27 protein-coding genes are annotated in these 25,045 nt (G+C 29.0%); 12 read left to right on the top strand and 15 right to left on the bottom strand.

Annotated elements, in window-relative coordinates; translation table 11 throughout:
* Positions 1-53 precede the first annotated feature (53 nt).
* From def to BLU40_RS09680, 5 genes are all read left to right on the top strand, one after another.
* On the top strand, positions 54-641 hold the full coding sequence (def, locus tag BLU40_RS09700; protein ID WP_090122852.1) for a peptide deformylase: 588 nt from the start codon (positions 54-56) through the stop codon (positions 639-641).
* A 4-nt stretch (positions 642-645) separates the two neighbouring features.
* Positions 646-1,062 (top strand): DUF5606 family protein, encoded by a 417-nt coding sequence (locus tag BLU40_RS09695; protein WP_090122850.1) that lies wholly within the window; start codon positions 646-648, stop codon positions 1,060-1,062.
* A gap of 3 nt (positions 1,063-1,065) precedes the next feature.
* Positions 1,066-1,845 carry a nucleoside triphosphate pyrophosphohydrolase gene (gene mazG, locus BLU40_RS09690; RefSeq protein ID WP_090122848.1) on the top strand — a complete coding sequence of 260 codons (780 nt, stop codon included), beginning with the start codon at positions 1,066-1,068 and terminating at the stop codon, positions 1,843-1,845.
* A gap of 169 nt (positions 1,846-2,014) precedes the next feature.
* Positions 2,015-2,470, top strand: a complete 456-nt coding sequence (locus tag BLU40_RS09685; RefSeq protein ID WP_090122846.1) for a DUF1801 domain-containing protein — start codon at positions 2,015-2,017, stop codon at positions 2,468-2,470.
* Entirely contained in the window at positions 2,471-3,202 is a 732-nt protein-coding gene (locus BLU40_RS09680) for an SDR family NAD(P)-dependent oxidoreductase (protein WP_090122844.1), read from the top strand.
* 66 nt (positions 3,203-3,268) lie between these two features.
* On the opposite strand, the gene lon is transcribed toward BLU40_RS09680, so the two are convergent.
* On the bottom strand, positions 3,269-5,722 hold the full coding sequence (gene lon, locus BLU40_RS09675) for an endopeptidase La (RefSeq protein WP_090122842.1): 2,454 nt from the start codon (positions 5,720-5,722) through the stop codon (positions 3,269-3,271).
* A gap of 237 nt (positions 5,723-5,959) precedes the next feature.
* Here lon and BLU40_RS09670 point away from each other — a divergent pair, with 237 nt between their 5' ends.
* Genes BLU40_RS09670 through BLU40_RS09655 form a run of 4 tightly spaced genes read left to right on the top strand, consistent with a single transcriptional unit; the run spans position 5,960 to position 8,821 of the window.
* Positions 5,960-6,496 (top strand): RNA polymerase sigma factor, encoded by a 537-nt coding sequence (locus BLU40_RS09670; protein WP_090122840.1) that lies wholly within the window; start codon positions 5,960-5,962, stop codon positions 6,494-6,496.
* Between the two features lies 1 nt (position 6,497).
* Entirely contained in the window at positions 6,498-7,040 is a 543-nt protein-coding gene (locus BLU40_RS09665) for a hypothetical protein (RefSeq protein ID WP_090122838.1), read from the top strand.
* Entirely contained in the window at positions 7,024-8,094 is a 1,071-nt protein-coding gene (locus BLU40_RS09660; protein ID WP_090122836.1) for a hypothetical protein, read from the top strand. Before BLU40_RS09665 ends, BLU40_RS09660 begins: the two co-directional genes overlap by 17 nt.
* Positions 8,095-8,104: 10 nt before the next feature.
* Positions 8,105-8,821 carry a head GIN domain-containing protein gene (locus BLU40_RS09655; RefSeq protein ID WP_090122834.1) on the top strand — a complete coding sequence of 239 codons (717 nt, stop codon included), beginning with the start codon at positions 8,105-8,107 and terminating at the stop codon, positions 8,819-8,821.
* 78 nt (positions 8,822-8,899) lie between these two features.
* Here the strand turns inward: BLU40_RS09655 and BLU40_RS09650 are convergent, their stop codons facing one another.
* The 9 genes from BLU40_RS09650 to BLU40_RS09610 all read right to left on the bottom strand — a co-directional run bounded on the left by BLU40_RS09650 (position 8,900) and on the right by BLU40_RS09610 (position 17,758).
* Complete coding sequence (locus BLU40_RS09650) at positions 8,900-10,075, bottom strand: GlmU family protein (protein WP_090122832.1); 1,176 nt, start codon at positions 10,073-10,075, stop codon at positions 8,900-8,902.
* 63 nt (positions 10,076-10,138) lie between these two features.
* Positions 10,139-10,513, bottom strand: a complete 375-nt coding sequence (locus tag BLU40_RS09645) for a HEPN domain-containing protein (RefSeq protein WP_090122830.1) — start codon at positions 10,511-10,513, stop codon at positions 10,139-10,141.
* Between the two features lie 69 nt (positions 10,514-10,582).
* Positions 10,583-14,113, bottom strand: a complete 3,531-nt coding sequence (nifJ, locus tag BLU40_RS09640) for a pyruvate:ferredoxin (flavodoxin) oxidoreductase (RefSeq protein WP_090122828.1) — start codon at positions 14,111-14,113, stop codon at positions 10,583-10,585.
* A gap of 464 nt (positions 14,114-14,577) precedes the next feature.
* The gene (locus tag BLU40_RS09635; protein WP_090122826.1) at positions 14,578-15,075 is read right to left on the bottom strand and encodes a CIA30 family protein; all 498 of its coding nucleotides are present in this window, start codon (positions 15,073-15,075) and stop codon (positions 14,578-14,580) included.
* Positions 15,076-15,104: 29 nt separating this feature from the next.
* Positions 15,105-15,587, bottom strand: coding sequence for an SRPBCC family protein (locus BLU40_RS09630; RefSeq protein ID WP_090122824.1), 483 nt, complete (start codon positions 15,585-15,587; stop codon positions 15,105-15,107).
* A gap of 3 nt (positions 15,588-15,590) precedes the next feature.
* Positions 15,591-16,055, bottom strand: a complete 465-nt coding sequence (locus BLU40_RS09625; protein ID WP_245729925.1) for a TspO/MBR family protein — start codon at positions 16,053-16,055, stop codon at positions 15,591-15,593.
* Position 16,056: 1 nt separating this feature from the next.
* Positions 16,057-16,569 (bottom strand): glutathione peroxidase, encoded by a 513-nt coding sequence (locus BLU40_RS09620; protein WP_394331707.1) that lies wholly within the window; start codon positions 16,567-16,569, stop codon positions 16,057-16,059.
* 117 nt (positions 16,570-16,686) lie between these two features.
* The gene (gene folE, locus BLU40_RS09615; RefSeq protein WP_090122822.1) at positions 16,687-17,388 is read right to left on the bottom strand and encodes a GTP cyclohydrolase I FolE; all 702 of its coding nucleotides are present in this window, start codon (positions 17,386-17,388) and stop codon (positions 16,687-16,689) included.
* Complete coding sequence (locus BLU40_RS09610; RefSeq protein WP_090122821.1) at positions 17,348-17,758, bottom strand: 6-pyruvoyl trahydropterin synthase family protein; 411 nt, start codon at positions 17,756-17,758, stop codon at positions 17,348-17,350. The genes folE and BLU40_RS09610 overlap by 41 nt, the downstream gene beginning before the upstream one ends.
* Before the next feature lie 170 nt (positions 17,759-17,928).
* On the opposite strand from BLU40_RS09610, the gene BLU40_RS09605 reads away from it, so the two are divergent.
* From BLU40_RS09605 to BLU40_RS09595, 3 genes are read left to right on the top strand one after another with little or no spacing between them, the layout of a single operon-like run.
* Positions 17,929-18,585, top strand: coding sequence for a TetR family transcriptional regulator C-terminal domain-containing protein (locus BLU40_RS09605; protein WP_090122819.1), 657 nt, complete (start codon positions 17,929-17,931; stop codon positions 18,583-18,585).
* Between the two features lie 8 nt (positions 18,586-18,593).
* On the top strand, positions 18,594-19,907 hold the full coding sequence (locus tag BLU40_RS09600; RefSeq protein ID WP_090122817.1) for an ABC1 kinase family protein: 1,314 nt from the start codon (positions 18,594-18,596) through the stop codon (positions 19,905-19,907).
* Between the two features lies 1 nt (position 19,908).
* Positions 19,909-21,324 (top strand): SDR family oxidoreductase, encoded by a 1,416-nt coding sequence (locus BLU40_RS09595; RefSeq protein ID WP_090122816.1) that lies wholly within the window; start codon positions 19,909-19,911, stop codon positions 21,322-21,324.
* A gap of 2 nt (positions 21,325-21,326) precedes the next feature.
* Here the strand turns inward: BLU40_RS09595 and BLU40_RS09590 are convergent, their stop codons facing one another.
* The 5 genes from BLU40_RS09590 to BLU40_RS09570 are packed head-to-tail and all read right to left on the bottom strand — an operon-like array spanning position 21,327 to position 25,044.
* Positions 21,327-22,613 carry a cryptochrome/photolyase family protein gene (locus tag BLU40_RS09590; RefSeq protein WP_090123116.1) on the bottom strand — a complete coding sequence of 429 codons (1,287 nt, stop codon included), beginning with the start codon at positions 22,611-22,613 and terminating at the stop codon, positions 21,327-21,329.
* Positions 22,603-23,298, bottom strand: a complete 696-nt coding sequence (locus BLU40_RS09585; protein ID WP_090122814.1) for a lycopene cyclase domain-containing protein — start codon at positions 23,296-23,298, stop codon at positions 22,603-22,605. Before BLU40_RS09585 ends, BLU40_RS09590 begins: the two co-directional genes overlap by 11 nt.
* Complete coding sequence (locus BLU40_RS09580) at positions 23,295-23,735, bottom strand: sterol desaturase family protein (protein WP_090123114.1); 441 nt, start codon at positions 23,733-23,735, stop codon at positions 23,295-23,297. Before BLU40_RS09580 ends, BLU40_RS09585 begins: the two co-directional genes overlap by 4 nt.
* Positions 23,735-24,205, bottom strand: coding sequence for a hypothetical protein (locus tag BLU40_RS09575; RefSeq protein ID WP_090122813.1), 471 nt, complete (start codon positions 24,203-24,205; stop codon positions 23,735-23,737). The genes BLU40_RS09580 and BLU40_RS09575 overlap by 1 nt, the downstream gene beginning before the upstream one ends.
* Positions 24,205-25,044 carry a phytoene/squalene synthase family protein gene (locus BLU40_RS09570; RefSeq protein WP_090122811.1) on the bottom strand — a complete coding sequence of 280 codons (840 nt, stop codon included), beginning with the start codon at positions 25,042-25,044 and terminating at the stop codon, positions 24,205-24,207. Before BLU40_RS09570 ends, BLU40_RS09575 begins: the two co-directional genes overlap by 1 nt.
* Position 25,045 lies beyond the last annotated feature (1 nt).

Raw genomic sequence — 25,045 nt, 5'->3', positions numbered from 1 at the left:
CTTTTTAGTTTCAAGTATAAATTTGTACTTTTGCAAACTCAAAAACAAAGAAAATGATTTTACCAATTATAGCTTATGGAGATCCAGTTTTAAGAAAAGTTGGAACAGACATCGATAAAGATTATCCTAATTTAACAGAGCTTATTGCAAATATGAAAGACACCATGTACAATGCACAAGGTGTTGGTTTAGCTGCTCCACAAATTGGTAAAGCAATCCGTTTATTTTTAGTTGATACATCTCCTTTTGCTGAAGATCCAGATTTAAGTGAAGAAGAGCAACTATTTTTAAAAGATTTTAATAAGGTATTTATAAACGCTACCATATTAAGTGAAGAAGGTGAAGAATGGCCTTTTAGTGAAGGTTGCTTAAGCATACCTGATGTTAGAGAAGATGTTTTTAGAGAAGAAACTATAACTATTGAATATCAAGACGAAAACTTTAAAATGCATACAGAAACCTTAACTGGTTTAGCAGCAAGAGTTGTTCAACACGAATATGACCACATTGAAGGGATTTTATTTACAGACAAAATTTCATCATTAAAAAAACGATTAATCAAAAAGAAATTAGAAAATATTTCAAAAGGAAAAGTAAAAGCTGATTATAGAATGAAGTTTCCTTTATTAAAAAGAAGATAATTATATGGAGTTAAAAGACATAGTAGCAATTAACGGTAAACCAGGTTTATACGAAATTAAAGCACAATCTAAGGGTGGAATTATTGTACAATCATTAATTGATAACAAAAAAATTCCAGTAACAATTACACATAACCTTAGTGCATTAAACGAAATTGCTATTTATACATACGAAGAGGAAGTACCTCTACGCATTATTTTAAAAAGTATTGGAGAAAAAGAAGGTGGAAAAGAAGCTTTAAGCCATAAAGAAAGTGGTAAAGTATTAACCTCATACTTTAGAGAAATTTTACCAAACTTTGATGAAGAACGTGTTTACACTTCAAACATTAAAAAAGTAATACAATGGTATAACTTATTAGCTTCTAAAAACTTTGATTTCACAGCAATTCAAGAGGAAGAAGAAACTGAAGAAGCATAAAAAATGAATACCCGAGAACAACAACTTAAAGCATTTGACAGGTTATTAACCATAATGGATGAGTTGCGTACTCAATGTCCTTGGGATAAAAAACAAACATTACAAACATTGCGTCATTTAACTATTGAGGAAACTTATGAGTTAGGTGACGCAATTTTAGAAAATGACCTAGAAGAAGTAAAAAAAGAATTAGGAGACTTACTTTTACATATTGTTTTTTACTCTAAAATAGGTTCTGAAACTAACGATTTTGACATTGCTGATGTTGCCAATGGCATTTCAGAAAAATTAATTCACCGTCACCCACATATTTACAGCAATGTTAAAGTGAAAGACGAAGAAGATGTTAAAAAAAATTGGGAACAACTTAAATTAAAAGAAGGCAAAAAATCTGTTTTGGAAGGAGTTCCAAAATCTTTACCGGCTATGGTAAAAGCAAACAGAATTCAAGACAAAGTTGCTGGAGTAGGTTTTGACTGGGAAAAACCTGAACAAGTTTGGGAAAAAGTTCAAGAAGAATTAGCTGAACTTAACGAAGAAATTAAAAAAGGCAACACCAATAAAATAGAATCTGAATTTGGAGATGTATTATTTTCAATGATAAATTACTCTCGATTTATCAATGTAAATCCTGAAAATGCCTTAGAACGCACCAATAAAAAATTTATAAACAGATTTCAATATTTAGAAACTGAGGCTAAAAAATTAGGCAAAGAATTACACGATATGTCTTTAGCTGAAATGGATGTTTTTTGGAACGAATCTAAAAAGTTCTATCAATAGTATTTTTTGTCATTCCTGCGAAGGCAGGAATCTACAACTAGTGGCTTAATAGATTTTTGCTTCCCCAGAAATAACATAATATTTACAATTTTCAACTAATTTTAACAACTACATAAAAATTAAAATAGATTTCGTAATTTGAAATTCTCAATTTTTAATTACTACAACTATGCAAATTAAAGCCAATAATCCAGATGAGTATATTGCTCAAATTCCTGAAGATAGAATACCTTATTTTAAAAAATTACGACAAACTATTTTAGATAATATTCCAAAAGGTTTTGAAGAACAAATGAGCTACGGAATGATTGGTTATGTTGTACCCAAAAGCTTATATCCGGATGGTTACCATTGCGACACAAACTTACCTCTACCCTTTACAAATATAGCTTCACAAAAAAATTTTATTGCACTTTACCATTCTGGAATTTATGCTAGTCCAGAAATATTAGATTGGTTTGTTGCAGAGTACCCAAAACATTGTAAACGTAAATTAGATATGGGTAAAAGTTGTATTCGATTTAAAAAAGCTGAAGAAATTCCTTTTGATTTAATTGCTGAATTAATGCAAAAATTAACTGTTAAAAATTGGATTAAAATCTACGAACAAACTATTAAAAAATAAATGGAAAAAATATTAATTATCACTGGCGGAAGCAAAGGTTTAGGGCTTGGACTTGCCAAAGAATATCACAAACAAGGTTACAGAGTTATTTCAATATCTAGAAGTAAAATAGAAAAATTATATTCTATTGAACATTACAAATGCGATTTAAGTAATTCAGAAAATATTGAACCTATTTTAAATAAAATATTTAATCAATTAGATGCTGAAAACACTAAAAACATTACGCTTATAAACAATGCTGGTTATTTAGGTGAAATAAATAGATTAGACAAGATTGATGCTTCAGATATTAGTTATACTATGTCTTTAAACATAACGGCGCCTTTAATTATAACATCGCAATTTATTAAAAACACAAAAAACTGGGATTGTAAAAAACAAATTTTCAATATTTCTTCTGGAGCTGCAATTACACCTTATGAAAGTTGGGCTATGTATTGCTCCTCAAAAGCAGGTATTGATATGATGACCAAAGTTGTTGCTAAAGAACAAGAAAACCAAATTAATGGCGCTAACATTGTTTCTATTTATCCTGGTGTTGTAGATACCGATATGCAAGCAAAAATTAGAAGCACTAGCACTAAAGAATTTAAAGCTGTTATAAAATTTAAAGAACTCTATGAAAATAATCAGCTATTCACACCTTCATTTGTAGCTAAAAAAATTATTGAATTAGATTTTAAAGGTGAATTAACTAATGGGCGTATTTTAGATATTAGAAAAATTTAAAAAAGTCTACAAAAACAAAAAAGCAGCCCAAATGGCTGCTTTTTTTGTTATAATACTACTTAGTATTTATATTTTTTTTGCGTTCTTAACTTTTTGTTTTGTTAGTGCAATATCAATTACTTCACTCATTTCAGTAACATAATGAAACTTCAATCCTTTTAAATAAGACGCTTTAATTTCTTCAACATCTTTTTGGTTACTAGCACATAAAATTAACTCTTTAATATTTGCTCTTTTAGCAGCTAATATTTTTTCTTTAATTCCACCAACAGGTAAAACTTTACCTCTTAAAGTAATTTCACCCGTCATTGCTAATTTATTCTTCACCTTACGCTGTGTAAATACAGATACTAATGAGGTTAACATAGTTATACCAGCACTTGGTCCATCTTTTGGAGTTGCACCTTCAGGAACGTGAATATGTACCTTATATTCGTCTAAAACTTTAGGTTTAATTCCAAAATCTTCAGCATTTGCTTTAATGTATTCCATTGCAATTGTTGCAGATTCTTTCATTACCTTTCCTAAATTACCTGTAATAGACAACCCTTTTCCTTTGGAAATGATAGATTCAATAAACAAAATATCTCCTCCTACACTTGTCCAAGCTAAACCTGTAACTACCCCAGCAACATCATTACTCTCGTACTTATCGCGCTCTAAATGTGAAGCTCCTAAAACTTTTTCTATAGTTTCTATAGATACTTTTACATCGTAATCTTCTTCCATTGCTATAGATTTAGCTGCATAACGCACCATTTTAGCAATCATTTTTTCTAATCCTCTAACCCCAGATTCACGAGTATAAGCAACAACTATTTTTTCTAATTCTTTTTTACCTATTGCAATATGCTCTTTTGTTAAGCCGTGCTCTTTTAATTGTTTTGGTAATAAATGCCTTTTAGCTATTTCAACCTTTTCTTCAATTGTATAACCTGTTACGTTAATTATTTCCATTCTATCTCTTAATGCCCAAGGAATAGTAGATAAACTGTTTGCTGTAGCAACAAATAATACTTTTGATAAATCGTAATCTAATTCTAAATAATTATCGTAAAAAGTTGTGTTTTGTTCTGGATCCAGTACTTCTAACATTGCTGAAGAAGGATCTCCATTATGGCTAGATGAAGCTAATTTATCAATTTCATCTAAAACAAAAACTGGGTTTGAAGTTCCTGCCTTTTTCAAATCTTTTATAATTCTACCAGGCATTGCTCCAATATATGTTTTTCTATGTCCACGTATTTCAGCTTCATCACGCACACCACCTAAAGACATACGCACATACTTTCTACCTAAAGATTCTGCAATAGATTTTCCTAATGAAGTTTTACCAACACCTGGAGGACCATATAAACAAATTATAGGCGATTTCATATCTCCCTTTAGCTTTAACACAGCTAAATGTTCTATAATACGCTCTTTTACTTTTTCTAATCCAAAGTGATCTCTATCTAATATTTTTTGAGCTCTTTTTAGATCAAATAAATCTTCTGAAAATTCATTCCAAGGTAATTCAAGTAATAAATCTAAATAATTGCGTTGCACAGAATATTCTGCTACTTGCGGATTCATACGTTGAAGTCTTCCTAACTCTTTTTCAAAAGCTGCTTTTACTTCATCGTTCCATTTTTTAGATTTTGCTTTTTGACGCATTTCATCCAATTCCTCATCGTATGAAACTCCACCTAATTCTTCTTGAATTGTTTTTAACTGCTGGTGTAAATAATATTCACGCTGTTGCTGGTCCATATCAGTACGCGTTTTAGATTGAATATCATTACGCAATTCTAAACGTTGAAGTTCAGCATCCATTTTCTTTAAAGTCAATAAAGCTCTTTCCTTTAAATTGGTGGTTTCAAGTAACTCTTGCTTCTCCTCTACTTTTAAGTTCATATTAGAAGAAACAAAATTGATTAAAAACGGTTTGCTTTCAATGTTTTTAATTGCAAAAGAAGCTTCAGAAGGTAAATTAGGATTCTCTTTAATAATCTTAACAGACATCTCCTTTATCGACTCTATAATAGCGTCAAATTCTGGCTCCTTTTCATTAGATCTATCTTCAACTCGCCCTTTTGTTGTTGCTTGTATGTATGGTTCTTCTTGAACAAATTGGTCTACTTCAAAACGCTTTTTACCTTGAATTATAACTGTAGTGTTACCATCAGGCATTTTTAGCATACGCAAAATACGAGCTACAGTACCTACTTTGTATATATCATTAATAGTTGGGTCTTCTATACTTTCGTTCTTTTGAGCAACTACACCAATTGTTTTGTTTCCTTTGTTTGCTTCTTTTATAAGCTGAATAGACTTATCTCTACCTGCTGTAATTGGAATTACAACACCCGGAAATAATACCGTATTTCTTAAAGGTAATATTGGCAAAACATCAGGAACATCTTCTTTATTTATTTCCTCTTCATCTTCAGGAGTCATTAACGGTATTAAATCTGCATCTTCATCTAAAACATGCTCTAATGACATATTGTCTAATTTTAAAAATTTTGATTTACTCATAGTTTATTATAAGGTCATTTTGTCATTCATTTTTATAGCTAGCTAATAAAATCAATTTCAAAATTATTCTATTTATCTAATTAACAGCGAATTACAAATACATAACAACGCCTTCTCTTTATTATTTTTCAATTGTTGTGCCAAAACAATTTAAATTTCAACACATTTTTTTAGTATTTTTATTTAAAAGTGTAACAGTTTAAATTTTAACGAGTCTTTTTAATAGAAATCAGATTTTTGAAGGTAGAAAACCAACATAACAACCAACTAATAAAACGCTGTAAAAAAGGAGATCAAGCGGCTCAGTTTGAAATTTACAAACTATACTATAAAGCTATGTATAACACAGCACATAGAATAGTTGGTGACAAATTTGAAGCAGAAGATATTATGCAAGATTCTTTTTTAGCTGCTTTTACAAAATTAGATTCGTTTAGCGAAAACGTTTCGTTTGGTGCTTGGTTAAAAAGAATTGTGGTAAACAATAGTATTACTTCAATAAAAAAGAACAGTAGATTAGATGTAGTGCCATTAGAAAAGGTTGAAGTAAAATTAAGTGATGAAAAAACAGAAAGTTTTGAACCTGTAAATGCAGCCCAAATATTAAATAAAGTATCTCAACTTAAAACAAATTACAAAGTTGCACTTACGCTAAATTTAATTGAAGGGTATGATTATGAAGAAATTGCTCAAATAATGGAAATAAGTTATGAAAACAGTAGAACCACTGTTTCTAGAGCAAAAAATAAATTAAGACAATTATTAGTTCAGTAAAATGAAAGACAATATAGAAAACATATTCGAACAACTTGAAAATCAATTTGATATTGAAGAACCAACTATTGGGCATTTCAACAGATTTGAATCTAAATTAAATGCTAAAAAAGAAGCTCCAAAAAGTAAGGTTAAATTATACTCTCTTATTTCAGTAGCAGCATCAATAATTTTACTTGTTGGTATTTGGATTGGTGGTAATATTTCAAACTCAAAAGGAGTTGAATTAGCTCAAATTTCAAATGAAATGGAAGAAACTCAAAGTTATTTTGTTTCAACCATTGAAAAAGAACTTGAAACAATAGAATTAGAACGAAACACAGACAATGAACAATTAATAAATGATGCACTTCATCAATTAAATAAATTAGAAACTCAATACCAAGCACTTACTTTTGAGCTCAAAGAAAGTACTGAAGATAAGCGAATTATTTACGCTATGATCTCCAATTTTCAGCAACGTATTGAACTATTGCAAACACTTTTGCAACAAATTGAAAATGTTAAACAGTTAAAACAACAAAACAATGAAATATATGTATAAAACATTACTTTTTTTACTTTTTGTACCGCTAACACTGTTAGCTACCGAAAGAGGTAAATACACAAAAAACAAAGTAATTAAAAAGGAATATACCGTAAATAAAAATGCCACTTTTAAAGTAGACAATAAGTATGGTAATATAGATATTGTTAGTTCTAATTCTAATAAAATATTTATTACAGTTAGTATAACTACAAACGGAAACGACGAAGAAAAAGTTGAACGAAGATTAGAGCAAATTGATGTAGATTTTGATGCAAGTAGCAGTTTTGTTTCAGCCAAAACTGAAATTGAAAAGCATTCAAATTCTTGGAGTTGGTTTGGTAAAAACAACAATATTAATATTGAAGTTAATTATAAAATTTCTTTACCTGTTACCAATAACCTAGAAGTTTATAACGACTATGGTAATGTAAACCTAGATAAAATTGAAGGTAAAACTAAATTTAATGTTGACTACGGTAAAATTAACCTTGGTGAATTATTAAACTCTGAAAACAATATTAATATTGACTATACTAATAATTCTCAAATTGATTTTATGAAGGATGGAGCCATTAATGCGGACTATTCTACGCTACATCTTGAGCGCTCTGGTAGAACCAAATTAAATGCTGATTACTCGAAAATTTCTTTTGGAATGGTAGTAGATTTAGATTTTAACTGTGACTATGGAAGTTTAACAATTGATAACGCAGGTAATGCTAATGGAAATACAGACTATTTAAAAGTTAGCATTGGTAAACTAAGCGGATCTGGAGATTTCTCTGTAGATTATGGAGGTATTAGTATTAATGATTTAGGTCCTCAGTTTAAAAAACTTAAAATAGATGCTGAATATGCTGGTGTAAAAGTTGGTGTTAATAACAATGCAAACTTTAATATAATAGCATCTTCTAGTTATGGAAGCATTAAATATGGAGATGGCTTTACTTTTAACAAACAAATAAAAGAAAATAGCTCTAAATATTACGAAGGTTATTTTGGAACAGAAAACTCTGGAAGTAGCATAAACTTAAAAACCAGTTACGGAAATATTACATTAAAAAACTAAACTACTAACTATGAAATTATCAATATCAATTCTAGCATTATTTATTTGCATATCTGCAAATGCACAATGGAATAAAAAAATAAAAGGAAGCGGCAACATAAAAACCGAAACAAGAAATGTTTCAGACTTTGAAAAAATTTCAGTTTCAGGAAGTTTTGACATTGAACTTATTAAAGGTAAAGAAGGCAAAATTACTGTAACTGCTTACGAAAATCTATTAGAATATATTGTAACTGAAACGGAGAATGGTAAATTAAAAATTAAACCAAAAGACAGATTTAATTTGCGTTCTAATAAACCAATAAAAATTACAGTTACTTTTGAAGAATTTGATAAATTATCTTTAGCTGGTTCTGGAAATATTTTTTCTGATGATGTAATAAACAACAACACATTTGCTATTTCTATGGCTGGTTCTGGAAATATAGATTTAATACTAAACAGTAAAAAAACTGGACTTAGTATAGCTGGGTCTGGAAACTTAAATTTAAAAGGTGAAACAGATAATTTAAAAGCTAGTTTAGCTGGATCTGGAAATTTAAATGCTTACGATTTAAAATCGAATATTGTAAATATAAGCATTGCAGGATCTGGAAATGTAAAAGTACATGCTGAAAATGAAATTAAAGCAAGTATTGTAGGTTCTGGAGATGTAAGTTATACAGGAAACCCAACTATTGAAAAAGCATCTAAAATTGGCTCTGGTAGTTTTAAGAACAAAAGCTAATTTTAATAATAACATAAAAAAAGAGCAAAGATTTATTATTAAAATCTTTGCTCTTTTTTTGTATTCAATAAACAATACTTAATAATTTCTATAAGAATCAGATAATTCAAAAACTTTTTCAAAAATTCGTTCTTCAACTTCATCTAGTTCAATACCTCTTCTTGCCATTACAATTTTTGCTGTTTCAATTGCTTTTTTAGTTAAATACGTTGTAAAACCAGAAGCTCCACCCCAACTAAATGATGGTACAAAGTTGCGTGGAAAACCTGTTCCAAATATATTTGAACTAACTCCTATAACCGTACCAGTATTAAACATAGTGTTAATACCACATTTTGAATGATCGCCCATAATTAAGCCACAAAACTGTAAACCCGTTTTTGCAAAACCTTCAGTTTCGTAACTCCATAAACGAACAGGTGCATAATTGTTTTTTAAATTGGAATTGTTTGTGTCTGCACCTAAGTTACACCATTCTCCAAGAACTGAATTACCTAAAAATCCATCGTGACCTTTATTCGAGTAGCCCATTAATACAGAGTTATTAACCTCACCACCTACTTTACAATGTGGTCCAACGGTTGTACCTCCATAAATTTTTGCTCCCATTTTTAAAGCTGAATGCTCACAAATGGCAAAAGGTCCTCTAACAGAACATCCTTCCATTATAGAAGCTTCTTCGCCAATATAAATTGGTCCATCGGTTGCATTTAATGTAGAAAACAACACCTCCGCTCCTTCTTCAATAAAAATATTTTCTTTATTAATAACTTGAACTCCTTCTGGAATTGGCTGAGATTTTCTTCCTTCAGTAATTAAATCGAAATCAGCTTTTATAGCTTTATCATTTAATGAGAAAATATCCCACGTATTCTTAATTTGTAAAACTTCTTCCTTAAACTCTAGTTGCTCGTAGGCATCAAAATCAACTTCTTCTTGGTTTTCTGTAGTGTAAAATGCAATTACCTCTTCACCATAAAACAATGCTTGATTTTCCTTTAACTCAGTAATTTTTTCTACTAATATTTCTGAAGGCAAAAATGACGCATTCACCATAACATTCTGCTCCATTTCAACCATAGGATATTTTTCTTCTAAATATTCTTCAGTTAAAGTAGTAGTTGTAAAACCTAAGTATTTCTCCCACTTTTGGCGAATAGTTAAAATACCTACTCGCAATTCTGCAACAGGTTTTGTATACGTTAACGGCAATAATGCATTACGTGCGGTACCGTCAAATAAAATATAATTCATAGTATTACTGTTTTAAACAAATGTAAGGTAAGTTTTTACGATGTCAAATGAAAAAAAGCTAGATTATATCGCTTTTATTTTATTTAAATAGGTATCTATTTGATCTGCGGCATCGTAACAAGCACTTACTGTTTCAATTTCAGCACAATATCTAGAATCAATTTTAGAGCCTTTACAGCTAATTGCAGTTAAATCTATTTTTTGAAAATCTTTATCTACTTCAATGCACTTCTGCATTAAATTTTCGATAGTTTCTTCTTTTTCTAGCTTAACACCATTCTTAATTAAAAAACCTTTTAAATAATTCTCTATGGCAAATTGCGAATTTTTACAAACCGAATAACTTAATAAATTTTCAGATGGTTTAAATAATTCTTCCTTTGCTAAATTTAATTTTTTATTTGCTTCTTTAAAAAAAGCTTTTGCTCTAGTTTCCATATGATTTAATTAAAAGTTAAAAAAAAAGTGCCGAACATTTCTGTTCAGCACTTTTACTATTATTAAAAATTATAAATTCTTATATAATTCTAATCTTTCCCATTGAACATCAACTTGTTCTTGAGCTTGTTCTAATAACATTTTACCTCTTTCAGCATCTTCTTTTACTACTCTAGTAAAACGAGTTTCTTGATACATAAACTCTTCTAATGGTGCTGATGGTGCTTTAGAATCTAATTTAAATTTCTTTCCTTTAGGTGCTAAAGGATTGAATCTAAATAATGGCCAGTAACCAGTTTCAATTGCTTTTTCTTGGTGAGCTGCTCCATATTTTAAATCGTAACCGTGATCACCACAATGTGAGTATGCAATAATTATTGAAGGTCCTGGGTAAGCTGCTGCTTCTTCAATAGCCTTTAATGTTTGCATATCTTTTGCTCCAATTGCAATTTGAGCTACATAAACATTACCATAAGATACTGCTTGTAAAGCTAAACTTTTCTTGTTGCTTGGTTTACCATTCATTGCAAACTTAGCACTTGCCCCAAGTGGTGTTGCTTTAGAAGCTTGACCACCTGTGTTTGAATAAATTTCAGTATCCATTACTAAAATATTAATATTCTCGCCAGATGCTAAAACGTGATCTACACCACCGTAACCGATGTCATAAGCCCAACCGTCTCCACCAAATATCCAAACCGCTTTTTTACGTAGATACTCAGATAAGTTTCTTAGTTTTTTAGATTCTGGAGTAGAAATTAAATCTAATTTTTCATTTAATTCTGAAATATGATCTAATTTAAGTTCTTTTAAAGTTTCAGTTTCTTCAGTATTTGAAAGAATATCATTTACTAAAGTTTCACCTACTTTACTTTCTAAACCTTTTAATAAACCTGCAGCAATTTCTTGCTTTTTAGTTAATGCTAACTGCATACCTAAACCAAACTCTGCATTATCTTCAAATAAAGAGTTTGCCCAAGCTGGTCCACGACCATCTTTGTTAGTTGTATAAGGTGTAGTTGGTAAGTTACCTCCATAAATTGAAGAACATCCTGTTGCATTAGCAATCATAATGCTATCTCCATATAATTGAGTAATTAACTTAATATAAGGTGTTTCACCACAACCAGAACAAGCTCCAGAGAACTCGAATAATGGCTCTAAGAATTGAGAACCTTTAACTGTACTCGTTTTAAGTTCTTTTCTGTCGTAATCTGGTAAATCAATAAAGTAATCCCAGTTTTTATCTTCTACTTCTTCTACCTCTAATTTTTTATGCAAGTTAATTGCAAATAAACCTTCAACCTCTTTACTTTCTGCAGGACATACTTGAACACATAAATCACATCCTGTACAATCTTGAGGAGAAACTTGTAAAACGTAACTTTCAGTTTCTTTATTAAAAGGTCTTCCTTTTGCTGGTACAGATTTTAATCCTTCTGGAGCATCCGCTAAAATATCGTTAGATACCACTTTTGCTCTAATTGCTGCGTGCGGACAAATGTTAACACATTTGTTACATTGTGTACATAAATCTGCATCATCCCAAGTTGGAACCGCATCAGCAATACCACGTTTTTCATATTGAGTAGTTCCAGTAGGGAATGTTCCATCTGGTGCAAAAGCACTTACCGGAAGAGAATCTCCATTACCAGCTAAAATTGTACCTAAAATTTCTTTTACAAAATCATCAGCTTTCTCATTCATCATTGGTAATAAACCATCTTCGTTAGTTATATGACGAGGATACTCAACTTTTTGTAAGTTTTCTAATGATTTATCTACCGCGTTAAAGTTCATTTGAACTACAGCATCACCTTTTTTAGAGTATGATTTTACAATTGCTTCTTTAATTTTCTTAATTGCTTCATCTTTTGGAAGAACACCCGAAATAGCAAAGAAACAAGTTTGTAATACTGTATTTGTACGTTTTCCTAATTTAGCATCTTGCGCTACTTTAGTTGCATCTACTACATAAAACTCAATGTTTTTATCTATAATAGTTTGTTGCATTGAACTTGGTAACTCTGTCCAAACTTTATATTTATCGTAAGGTGAATTTAATAAGAATGTACCACCTTCTTTAATATGACCTAATACATCATACTTCTGAATAAAGTTAAATTGGTGACAAGCAATAAAGTTTGCCGTTGTAATTAAATATGAAGAATAAATTGGTTCTGGTCCAAAACGTAAGTGAGAAACTGTTTGCGCACCTGCTTTTTTAGAGTCATATACAAAATATCCTTGAACATAATTATCAGTTGTTTCACCAATAATTTTAATTGAGTTTTTATTAGCACCAACAGTACCATCAGATCCTAAACCGTAGAACATACAGTTAAATGTAGATTTTTTAGTTTGGAAACCTGGCTCGTAAGGTAAACTTGTATGTGTTACATCATCATTAATACCAATTGTAAAGTGGTTTTTAGGTGAATTATTTTCTAATTCATCAAAAATACCTTTAACCATAGTTGGTGTAAATTCTTTTGATGAAAGACCATAACGACCACCAACAATTGAAGGCATATCATCACCTAATTCAACATAAGAAGTAACAACATCTTGATAAAGAGGTTCTCCAACACTTCCTGGCTCTTTAGTTCTATCTAATACAGCTACTTTTTTAACTGTTTTTGGCATTTGCTCAATAAAGTCGCTTACAGAGAACGGACGGTATAATCTTACAAATAATGCTCCAACTTTTTCTCCTTTTTCAACTAAAGTATCAATAGTTTCCATTACTGGTCCTTGACCAGACCCCATAACTACAACTACTTTTTCAGCTTCAGGATGACCAACATAATAGAATAAACTATATTTTCTTCCTGTATGCTCATAAAATTCATCCATAGTATCTTGTACTATTTCTGGAACTTTTTCGTAATATTTATTAGCTGCTTCACGAGCTTGGAAAAATACATCTGGGTTTTGTGCTGTACCTCTTAATACAGGATTATCTGGATCTAATGAATTCTTTTTAAGTTTCATTATTTCCTCTTCTGGCATCATTGCTTTTATTACATCATCAGAAATTGCATCAATTTTAGAAATTTCATGTGAAGTTCTAAATCCGTCAAAAATGTTCATAAACGGAACCTTACTTTTTAATGCAGCTACTTGAGCAATTAAAGCAAAATCGTGTGCTTCTTGAACCGACCCACCAAATAACATAGAAAATCCTGTTTGACGTGCCGCCATAACATCTGAATGATCTCCAAAAATAGATAATGCGTGAGTTGCAATAGTTCTTGCGGCTACATGTATTACAGTTGGTAATAATTCACCAGCCATTTTATACATATTAGGTATCATTAATAATAACCCCTGAGATGCTGTAAATGTAGTTGTTAAAGCTCCACCTTGTAAAGATCCGTGAACAGTACCTGCTGCACCAGCTTCACTCTGCATTTCAACAATTCTAGGAACATCGTTCCAAATGTTTTTTTCTCCTTTTGCACTATAAACATCTACATGTTCTCCCATAGGAGAAGCTGGTGTAATTGGATAAATAGCACAAACTTCATTAGTTTTATGTGCTACTCTAGCTACAGCCTCATTAGCATCACAAATTAACTTTTTAGTTTCTGATTTCATTATATTTTGTATTTACATAAAATAATTTGCTGTACGTATTTATGGAATTGTTACAAATTATTTAATTCAATTATTTATTTAAGTACTGCTAATTTATAGGATTGAACCAAGATTTATACTGATATATATCAGTAAAAAAATTGATTTAATTATTTAGAATAGTTTTAAACAGCATTGATAAACACTTGATTTTCATCTGGTTTACCAAACTGGTTAATCAATTTTAGTAATGTAAGTAACAAAATTAACAATGTATTAACACCTAAATTTCTTCCAATTAAAGACTTAATAGTATTATTTTATGAATTATTATAATAACACACAAGTGAAGATTTTATTCAATTTTTAACAAATTAAATTGAACACTCTTAATTGACTATATTCCAATAAAAAGCTGATTTCTTTAGCAATATCAATGCATTTTTTAAAAACTCAAGAGTTGAAATTGCAAATAGATATAGCAACTAAATTTTTGACAATTCTATTTTACTAATTTGTAATTCGAATTCTTCATTCTCTTTATTTGCAATTAAAAAACCTATTTCTTCAATTCTATTATTAAGACTAACTGGCTCTAGAACCTTTCGCCCTCTATAATAAGGAACTAAATCCTTAATTGAAATTTTTATAATCTCATCTCTATTTGAAGTTAGAAATGTTGTTTTAAAAGCAAAATTATCAGTTATACTTGATTTTACCCTGAATTGATATTTTTTATTATCTCCTTTTAAATAAAGCTTAATAAATTTATAGGTGTTAATTTCTACTACATCAATTCTACCTCTTAGTAAAGAAAACCCACCGTTATTCTCTAAAGATACTTTTCCTGCAAAAACTCCTTTACCATTACTATTATATCTAAAGTTACTTTGGGACATACCACCCATAACTACATCATTTACCGTGGTCCAATTTTCAATATTAGAATGTTTACTAAAATCAAATAATAAAGATGTATTCATAATACTCTACAATTAAAGTTTAAAGTGTTTTAGTTAAACTCGCCAAATAGTTCGTTTAACTTTTTTGTTCTGTGATTAAAAATTTCAACAAGTTTTGGCTTCACTAAAAAAGGGTGAACCAATCTTCCTATAAAACCAAATGGAATTTTATAATCAATAATATCCTCCATTTCTACACCACCTTCAATTTCTTTAATAAAATGTTTATGATGCCAAAGAGAATAAGGCCCAAATCGTTGCTCATCAACAAAATAGTGTTTATTTACTACGTGAGTAATCTCTGTTACCCAATTAGTTTTGATTCCTAAAATAGGAGTTACAATGTATTGTATTATTTGCCCTGCGTACAAAGATCTTTCATCACCAGAAATAATATCAAAACTCATATAAGCAGGAGTTATCTCTTTTAAATTGCCTGGGCTAGACAAAAAATCCCAAGCTTCATTTAATGTTATAGGTAATTTTTGTTTTGATGATAATCTATATACTGTTCCTTTTGTACTAAAATTCATTTTTTAATTTTTAAAATAGACATAACCATTTAAACTTGTTGCAATTATCAACCATATAAAATAAGGCACTATTAACCAAGATTTAACTCCCAAACCATTACCAAATTGAAATAGATAATACCCAATTACAGCGGTTAATAAAATAATTTCTAACAAACCAAAACCCAAATGGCGTTGATTAAAAAAAATGTAATTCCATGCTATATTTAATACAAATTGAATTAAAAATACTATCCAAAATGTAACACCTGGTTTTAAAACCAATAAATGAGCTAAATAAAATGAAAAACAAACCATAATAGTACTCCAAGCAACTCCAAAAAACCATCCAGGAGGTGTCCAAGGAGCTCTATTTAAATTTAGATACCAATTAGCTTGCGGGCCGTTATTCATTAAATAACTTCCAATAGCTAATGCACCAAAATTTAAAATTAAAAACAATATTATGTATTGTATATGTGTACTCACTCTATTTTAAATGATTTAATATTTTAGAGCTCATAGGTTTTGTAATCGAATAATAGTAATCAATAAAACTTCCGTTTTCATCTATTAAATACTTTTGAAAATTCCATTTAACACTAGAACTTTTTACACCATTTTTTTCTTTATTAGTTAACCAAGCATATAGCGGGTGTTGGTTTTCACCTTTTACATCAATTTTTTCAGTCATTAAAAATGTTACACCATAGTTAACCTCACAAAACGATTGAATTTCCGACAAAGTTCCTGGCTCCTGACCTCCAAACTGATTACAAGGTACACCAATTACCACTAATTTATCTTTATAGGCTTTATGTAATTTTTCTAAATCTTCATACTGTTTTGTAAAACCACATTTTGAAGCTGTATTTACAAACAATATTTTTTTCCCTTTAAAACTTTCAAAATCTATTTTTTCTCCTGCAATACTCTTTATTGAAATTTGATACATAGACGGTGTTTTTTCCATAGTATTTTTTTTTGAATTTGGCTGCACCATAAGCGCAATTGAAATAATTAAACTTGATATAATTCCTATAACTTTCATATTTAATATTTTTTTAGTTAAGTTCTTAATTTAAAATAATTATTCAAACATAGAAAATTAAACTTTAACTTATAGCTTTAAATAGTTTTGAAGCTCTACAATTTTATCTTGGCTTTTAAAAACACCACCATAATAACTTGTAACTGTTGCTGAAGAATCGTCCTTAATACCTCTTGAAGCTACACACAAATGTTTAGCGTCAACTATTACGGCAATATCTTTAGTATTTAAAATATTTTCTAATTCCTTTGCAATTTGATTTGTTAACCTTTCCTGTACTTGTGGTCTATTTGCAAAATACTTAACTATTCTATTAATTTTAGAAAGCCCAATTACCTTTCCTGACGAAACATATGCAACATGAACTTTCCCAAAAATTGGAACAAAATGGTGCTCGCAATTAGAATAAAATTGTATGTTTTTTTCAACCAACATTTGATTGTATTTATACTTATTATCGAACAATGCGATTTTTGGTTTATTTGCAGGGTTTAGCCCTGAAAAAATTTCATCTATATACATTTTAGCGACTCTTTTTGGAGTTCCTTTTAAAGAATCATCAGTCAAATCTAATCCCATTACTTCCATAATTTGAGCAAATAAATCAGCTATTTGCTCTTTTTTGAAATTATCAGACAATTCAAAAGCATCCTTTTTTAAAGGTGTTTCTAAACCTGTATATAAATGGTCGTCACCAATTTCCTCTAGAGAAAATCCTTCTAAAACATTATTACTCGTATGGATATTCGACAAAGTTTCTGGGTGTTTCATATAGTTTAATTTTTAATTCGTACTTTTTTTCAATGTGTGGTCTTAACAATCTAAAAACCAATATTGCAATATTTTCGACTGTTGGATTCAAAAATTTAAATTCTTCAACATCTAAATTCAAATTTTTGTGATCAAATTTTTCCAACACCTTACTTTTAATTATTTCAGATAAGTATTTTGTATCAATAACATAACCTGTTTCCTCATCTACATACCCAATAACCTTAACTTCTAAATCGTAATTATGACCGTGATAATTAACATTATTGCACTTTCCAAAAATTTCTTTATTTTTTTCATTTGACCACTTTGGGTTGTGTAATCTATGTGCTGAGTTAAAATGTTCTTTTCTTGTTATTGCAACTTTCAATTTTATTGTGTTTAATTTTATAAACGCAAAGTTAAACAATAAAATTTAAACCAAAATGAAATAACATATAGTTTAAATTTATAAGTTCATAGATTTTAAATATAACTTAACAGGGTTTGTAATTTTATTTTTTGTTTAATTTATATATATTTATATTAAACAATTTAATTATGTCAAAAAATAAAGAAATAAATGCAATGAAAATTATATCTCTATATATGAGCTATATTTTAGAACACAACTCAAAACCTACAAGCGTTTTTTCCTTTGCAAAAAACAACAAATTTGAAGAAGCTACATTTTATCAATTTTTCGCCTCTTTTGAAGCAATTGAAAAATCTATTTTTAATGTTTTCTTTGAAAATGCAATAGGTGTTTTGGAAAAAAGTAAAGATTACCAAACTTTTGATGCGCGCAATAAATTATTGAGTTTTTATTATACTTTTTTTGAAATTTTAACTTCAAATAGAAGTTTTATTATTTCAACTTTAGACACTAACAATTTAGACTTTAGCAAACTTAATTCTTTATCTACACTTAGAACAAGCTTTGCTACCTATATAGACTCTCTTGAAATAGAAACTATTGATTTTAAACAAAAGAACATTGAACAAATTCAACAAAAAAGCATTAAAGAAACTGCTTGGATTCAATTACTAGTAACTCTAAAATTTTGGATTAATGACTCCTCTACTTCTTTTGAAAAGACCGATGTTTTTATTGAAAAATCTGTAAATACTAGTTTCGATTTAATTAACTCAACTCCATTAAAGAGTATTATTGATTTGGGTAAATTTTTATATAAAGAAAAAATGAACATAAACTAAAAATAATTATGCTAAAAACTATAGATACAATCCCTATTTCAAAAATACATAGAGCATCTAAACTTATGCAAACTGGCGCTAAAGTTGGTATAAACTATTTAAAATATTACGGAGACAAATTAATAAGTCCTGAAGATGAAGCTAAAGAAAAATTAAACAAAAACAATGCTGAAGATATTTATGACGGCTTAAAAAACTTAAAAGGAAGTGCCTTAAAAGTGGCGCAAATGTTAAGTATGGAAAAAAGTGTTTTACCACAAGCTTATGTAGAAAAATTTTCGTTATCTCAATTTTCCGTTCCTCCTTTGTCTGCTCCCCTAGTAGTTAAAACATTCAAAAAGTATTTTGGCAAAGCTCCTAGTGAAATATTTGACAAATTTAATGCTAATTCGGTAAATGCAGCAAGTATTGGGCAAGTACATAAAGCAGAAAAGAACGGCAAATATTTAGCCGTTAAAATTCAATATCCCGGTATTGCCAACAGTATATCAAGCGATTTAACATTGGTTAAGCCAATTGCCATTAGTATGTTTAATATTAAAGGTAAAGATTCTGATAAATATTTTAAAGAGGTTGAAGATAAACTTATTGAAGAAACCAACTATTTAATTGAAATTAAACAGAGTAAAGAAATTTCAGCAGCTTGTAAACACATTCCTAATTTATATTTCCCTAAATATTATTCAGAATTTTCTTCGGAAAGAATTATAACTATGGATTGGATGAATGGCGAACATCTATCGGAATTTACAGCGTATAATACTAGCGCAAAAAAGTCTAATAAATTAGGCCAAGCTTTGTGGGATTTTTACATGTACCAAATACACACATTAAAAAAAGTACATGCAGATCCGCATCCTGGAAATTTTTTAATTTCAGAAAATGCAGATCTAATAGCTTTAGATTTTGGTTGTATGAAGGTAATTCCAAATGAATTTCACATTCCTTATTTTGAATTGGCCAAAAAGGAAAATATTAATAATCCTGAAATATTTCTGAATAAATTAATTGAATTAGAAATATTAAGAGACGATGATTCTCCTGAAGAATTAGCTTTTTTCACAGCTATGTTTCACGATATGTTAAGTTTATTTACACAGCCTTTTCATAAGGAAACATTCGATTTTTCTGACCCTAAGTTCTTTAATAAAATTGCAGAACTTGGAGAGCGCTATTCTAAAAGCACTGAACTAAAAAAAATGAATGGTAATAGAGGTTCTAAACATTTTATATATATTAATAGAACTTTTTTTGGACTTTACAATTTAATGTTCGATTTAAAAGCTGACCAGGTTAAAATAAATAATTATAAAAATTTATAAAATGAAAATCTTAGTTACAGGCGCAACAGGTTACATTGGCAAACGCTTAATTCCTTTATTATTAAATGAAGGTAACAGCGTTGTTTGCGCTGTACGAGATAAAAATAGAGCTCCAATTGGTTTTAAAAATGATAAAAACGTAAGTTTTGCTGAAGTCGATTTTTTAAAACCAAACACATTAATTAATATTCCTGAAAATATAGATGTTGTATACTACCTAATACATTCTATGTCTAATTCTTCTTCAGAATTTCATATTCTTGAACAACAATGTGCTTTAAATTTTAAAACATATATAGAAAATACTTCAGCAAAACAAGTTATTTACTTAAGCGGCATTACTAATGACACGAAGCTATCAAAACACCTGCTTTCTCGAAAAAATGTTGAAACTACATTAATTTCAGAAAAATATGCATTAACAACATTTAAGGCAGGTGTTATTGTTGGCTCGGGTAGCTCTTCATTTGAAATAATAAGAGACTTAGTTGAAAAACTTCCAATTATGGCAACTCCAAAATGGTTAAATACTAAAACGCAACCAATTGCTATTAGAGATGTATTGTCTTTTTTAGAAAAAGCAAAAGGAAACGAAAATCTTTACAATAAATCATTTGATATTTTTGGACCAGAAATTTTAACTTACAAACAAATGCTTTTAGAATTTGCACAAATAAGAGGTTTAAAAAGACGAATTATTACATTACCAATAATGACACCTAAACTTTCGTCATATTGGTTATATTTTGTAACATCTACCTCTTATAAATTAGCAGCCTCATTAGTAAACAGTATGGGTATTGAAATTATTGGAAAAAAGAGTAACATTAATACCTTACTTAATATAAAACCAATTTCTTATAAAAATGCTGTAAAAAATGCATTCGTTAAAATTGAACAAAATAGTATTGTTTCTAGCTGGAAAGATTCATTTATAAGTAGCGCGCTAAAAAGTGATTTACATAAACACATTAACGTACCAACTTATGGCTGTTTTACAGATAAAAAACAACGAAAATTAAATGATGTAAATACTAGCTTAGACAAAATATGGTCAATTGGAGGAGAAAACGGATGGTACTACGGAACGTTTTTATGGAAATTACGAGGCTATATAGACAAGTTTTTTGGTGGAACTGGTTTAAGAAGAGGCCGTACACACCCAACGCAATTAAATAATGGAGATTCTTTAGATTTTTGGCGCGTTATTTATGCTAATAAAGAAGCTAAAAAACTATTACTTTATGCCGAAATGAAACTTCCTGGTGAAGCTTGGCTAGAATTTAAAATAGAAAATAATACATTGCACCAAACAGCTACTTTTAGACCTCAAGGCGTTGCCGGAAGATTTTATTGGTACGCTGTAACACCATTTCATTGGTTTGTATTTAATGGAATGATTTCTAAGTTGGTATAAACTTACTGCACAAATGAAGCTTTAACAACTTCTAAATACCTTAAACGCGCAAATTTATGCTCTACAATTTCGGGAATATCTTTATAATTTGGATTCCACTTTTTGATATATTTAAAATCTGGGTCAAATTTGTGCTGCTGTGTAGTTGGATTAAAAACTCTAAAATATGGAGCTGAATCACAACCAGTTCCTGCTGCCCATTGCCAATTCCCGTTATTTGCAGCTAGATCGTAATCTAATAATTTTTCTGCAAAATAAGCTTCACCCCAACGCCAATCAATTAATAAATGTTTATTTAAAAAACTAGCAACAACCATTCTAACTCTATTATGCATATAACCTGTTTGGTTTAACTCTCGCATACCAGCATCAACAATTGGGTATCCTGTATTTCCTTCGCACCACTTTTTAAATTCTTCTTCATTATTTCTCCAAGGAATAAAATTGTACTTTGGTTTAAAATTTTCATTTACAACTTTTGGAAACTGATGCAAGATTTGCATAAAAAATTCTCTCCAAATAAGCTCGTTACAATAAGTTTCATTTTTAATTTGCGCATACTTAAAAAGCTTTCGTACACTTATTAACCCAAACCTTAAGTAAACAGATGTATTTGATGTTTCACTCGTAGGAAAATCTCTAAATTTCTCATAATCCAATATTGAACTCCTATTAATTTTCTTAACTTTTATAGAACTTTCAATAAAATCAATTTCACCTAACGAAGGAAACTTAATTGATAATTCTACAAAGTTATTTTTAAAGTTTTCTGAAGGAAATAATTTAAGCTCTTTTGAATTATACAAATTCCACCATTTATTTTTATATGGCGTATAAACTGTATATGGTTTACCATCAGCTTTTAAAATTTCACCAGATTCAAAAATTACTTGATCTTTATAAGAGCTTACTTCAATATTATTTTCAATTAAAAAATTAGAAATTTCAGTATCTCTTTTTAAAGCATAAGGCTCATAATCTTTATTAAAAAAAACTTTTTTAATATTATATTCATTCAAAAGCTCTTGCCATACTTTTTTTACATTTCCTTTTTTTATATATAATGAAGATTTATTTTCAGTTAAATCTATATGTATCGTGTTTAATGTTTGATGAATAAAGCTTGCTCTTGCATCATTTTTTGGCAATTCATTTAAAATAGCTTCATCAAAAATAAAAATTGGTAGCACTTTACAACCAGAGTTTAACGCATAAAACAATGCTGTGTTATCGTGCAGTCTTAAATCTCTTCTAAACCAAAAAACAGCAATTTCAAATTTACTTTTCATAACCAAATTTTGTTTTAAATTTTTCAATTAAAAATAGTGTTGGGTATAACATAGAAAACGCATAAAAAACATCTTCTATAGGAATAGTTGCTAACCGAAAGCCTAAATTTTCATCATTATTATACCACACAACCTCATTAGCTATAAAACTACCTGTTAACAACCCGTTTACTAAAAAAAATGGAATTAAAATAAGTATAAATGAAATGTAGAATTGAGATAAATAGTTTTCTTCTCTAAAGAATGATAAAATTAATAAACTGGCAAAAACGCTAAAAACAATAAATGTATACCACTTAAAATTAACAAAAATTAGTATAAAAATTGAAATTAAGAGCAACAATATTGTTATAACCAAAGTAATTTTTTTAGACAATTTTAACTTCGGAAAAAAATAAAATAAAGCATAATGCGTAAATATACTTGCGTAAGGAATACAAAAGAAAAACAAGATTTCTTCTAATGGCAATTTAAATATTTCAATACCTAAATAATAATCTAAATTAAAGCCCCAAACTTTCATTTTGGTAAAGTAAATATCCCAAATTAAAAAAGGTATTGCAGTAATAAAAATTGCTAAAAAAACAATTTTCCAGTACTTTATATAGTTCATTTTTTTTTCAAAACTATACAAGAACGGAATTATAAAAGAGGCAATATTTATAATTAAATATAAGGATTTCAAACTTTAAAATATTTTAATGGAACCCACAACATACCAAAACACTCACCGTGTTCTTTTCCCAAATGTTTATGATGAACTTTATGCGCTTTTCTTAAAGAAACAAGGTATTTATTTTTTGTTTTTTTGAACCATTTAAAACGCTGATGAATTAAAACATCATGTATTAAAAAGTAAGCTATTCCGTAGAACAAAATTCCTAAACCTATAAAAAACCTGTAGTTTAAACCACCTTCAAGCCCAAAATAAAAAAGTAAAATACTTGGTATTGCAAAAATTATAAAAAACACATCATTCCTTTCAAAAACATGATTATATCTTGGTTGATGATGATCTTCATGAAAATACCACATAAATCCGTGCATTACATATTTATGCGTTAACCATGTTACGCATTCCATTAATACAAAAGTTAATATGGTTACTACTAAAAATAACATCATAATTGGAGAAGTTTTTGTTTATGCTCTTCAGAAATTTGCCGTAACTCTAACAAGTTATTTAAATGCTTTTTTTTCAAGAAATTAGAATTTATAATAACTTCAAAATCATTAGATTTAGCCGAATAATAACCTAAAAACTTAGGTATTTGATGTTGAAAGATATACCTAATATACCTTAATTCTGCATTTAACGGATTATTTAAAATTAAATTTTCTAATAATTCTTTACCCTTTTTGAAATACTTAAATTTTGTTGTTGGGAACTTTACATACTTAGATTTAAAAAAATACATAGCGGCTAAATAAGCTTGTGAGCTCAAATCTTTTGTATTCTCTAATTGTTTAATATAACTCTCTGCTTGTTCTTTATTTTCAATAAAAGGAAATTTAGAACGAATTTCTTCCAAAATTGGAGCAGAAAAACATTGAGAACCAATAAGTAAAAAGCATATTATTAAAAACCTCATTATAACAAATTTAATTTAAAAGCTACAAAAGATCTCGCTAACAACCCTATTTTCATAGGATTAGAAACTCTAACTCTCACGTTTAATATATCTTTTGAAGGTGTTCTTTTTAATTTATTTAATAATCTTTTGTAATAAACATAAGCTGTATAAACTCCAAATTTCGCTTCAATTGGCAGCCTTTTTATCCCTTTAAAAGCTTCATCAAAATCTTGCTCAATATCACTAATAATATCTTCTTTATTTTTTTTAGTTAATTGATTAAAATTTACATTAGGAAAATACGATCTATTTAAAACTTCAATATCGTCTTTTAAATCTCTTAAAAAATTCACTTTTTGAAAAGCTGAGCCTAATTTCATCGCTGAGTACTTTAATTCATTATACTTTTTAGAGTCTCCATTTACAAATACTTTTAAACACATTAAACCAACAACATCAGCAGAACCATAAATGTATTGTTCATACTCTTCTTGAGAGTTATACGTTAATTTGCCCAAATCAGCTTTCATACTCAATAAAAAAGATTGAATTAAAGAATCGTCAATATCATATTTTTTAACCGTTTGTTGAAAACTATTCAATATTGGATTTAGACTAATTCCCTGCTCATAAGCTACATAATATTCATTTTTAAATTTTTCAAGTAATTCTTCCTTTTTAAAGTCATGAAAAGAATCTACAATCTCATCAGCAAAACGAACAAATGCATAAATGCTATGAATTGCCATTCTAATTTTTGGTGAAAGCATTTTTACAGCCAAAGAAAAAGATGTACTGTAACCTTTTGTCACTTCCCTACTGCATTTATATGCAGTAGTATCAAATAATTGTTTCATA

Source organism: Lutibacter oricola (assembly GCF_900106565.1).
GTDB classification, from domain to species: domain Bacteria; phylum Bacteroidota; class Bacteroidia; order Flavobacteriales; family Flavobacteriaceae; genus Lutibacter; species Lutibacter oricola.
The sequence above is the reverse complement of the archived record's forward strand: the minus strand, read 5'-3'. Positions and strand labels throughout refer to the sequence as shown.

Bases quoted from the DNA above. Each gene is read 5' to 3' on its own strand.
- mazG (WP_090122848.1), top strand. From the start codon at position 1,066: ATGAATACCCGAGAACAACAACTTAAAGCATTTGACAGGTTATTAACC.
- BLU40_RS09685 (WP_090122846.1), top strand. From the start codon at position 2,015: ATGCAAATTAAAGCCAATAATCCAGATGAGTATATTGCTCAAATTCCT.
- BLU40_RS09620 (WP_394331707.1), bottom strand. From the start codon at position 16,569: ATGGTGCAGCCAAATTCAAAAAAAAATACTATGGAAAAAACACCGTCT.
- nifJ (WP_090122828.1), bottom strand. From the start codon at position 14,113: ATGAAATCAGAAACTAAAAAGTTAATTTGTGATGCTAATGAGGCTGTA.
- folE (WP_090122822.1), bottom strand. From the start codon at position 17,388: ATGAAACACCCAGAAACTTTGTCGAATATCCATACGAGTAATAATGTT.
- BLU40_RS09600 (WP_090122817.1), top strand. From the start codon at position 18,594: ATGCTAAAAACTATAGATACAATCCCTATTTCAAAAATACATAGAGCA.
- BLU40_RS09575 (WP_090122813.1), bottom strand. From the start codon at position 24,205: ATGAGGTTTTTAATAATATGCTTTTTACTTATTGGTTCTCAATGTTTT.
- BLU40_RS09605 (WP_090122819.1), top strand. From the start codon at position 17,929: ATGTCAAAAAATAAAGAAATAAATGCAATGAAAATTATATCTCTATAT.
- BLU40_RS09650 (WP_090122832.1), bottom strand. From the start codon at position 10,075: ATGAATTATATTTTATTTGACGGTACCGCACGTAATGCATTATTGCCG.
- lon (WP_090122842.1), bottom strand. From the start codon at position 5,722: ATGAGTAAATCAAAATTTTTAAAATTAGACAATATGTCATTAGAGCAT.
- BLU40_RS09635 (WP_090122826.1), bottom strand. From the start codon at position 15,075: ATGAATACATCTTTATTATTTGATTTTAGTAAACATTCTAATATTGAA.
- BLU40_RS09660 (WP_090122836.1), top strand. From the start codon at position 7,024: ATGAAATATATGTATAAAACATTACTTTTTTTACTTTTTGTACCGCTA.
- BLU40_RS09570 (WP_090122811.1), bottom strand. From the start codon at position 25,044: ATGAAACAATTATTTGATACTACTGCATATAAATGCAGTAGGGAAGTG.
- BLU40_RS09580 (WP_090123114.1), bottom strand. From the start codon at position 23,735: ATGTTATTTTTAGTAGTAACCATATTAACTTTTGTATTAATGGAATGC.
- BLU40_RS09595 (WP_090122816.1), top strand. From the start codon at position 19,909: ATGAAAATCTTAGTTACAGGCGCAACAGGTTACATTGGCAAACGCTTA.
- def (WP_090122852.1), top strand. From the start codon at position 54: ATGATTTTACCAATTATAGCTTATGGAGATCCAGTTTTAAGAAAAGTT.
- BLU40_RS09665 (WP_090122838.1), top strand. From the start codon at position 6,498: ATGAAAGACAATATAGAAAACATATTCGAACAACTTGAAAATCAATTT.
- BLU40_RS09590 (WP_090123116.1), bottom strand. From the start codon at position 22,613: ATGAAAAGTAAATTTGAAATTGCTGTTTTTTGGTTTAGAAGAGATTTA.
- BLU40_RS09645 (WP_090122830.1), bottom strand. From the start codon at position 10,513: ATGGAAACTAGAGCAAAAGCTTTTTTTAAAGAAGCAAATAAAAAATTA.
- BLU40_RS09680 (WP_090122844.1), top strand. From the start codon at position 2,471: ATGGAAAAAATATTAATTATCACTGGCGGAAGCAAAGGTTTAGGGCTT.
- BLU40_RS09630 (WP_090122824.1), bottom strand. From the start codon at position 15,587: ATGAATTTTAGTACAAAAGGAACAGTATATAGATTATCATCAAAACAA.
- BLU40_RS09695 (WP_090122850.1), top strand. From the start codon at position 646: ATGGAGTTAAAAGACATAGTAGCAATTAACGGTAAACCAGGTTTATAC.
- BLU40_RS09655 (WP_090122834.1), top strand. From the start codon at position 8,105: ATGAAATTATCAATATCAATTCTAGCATTATTTATTTGCATATCTGCA.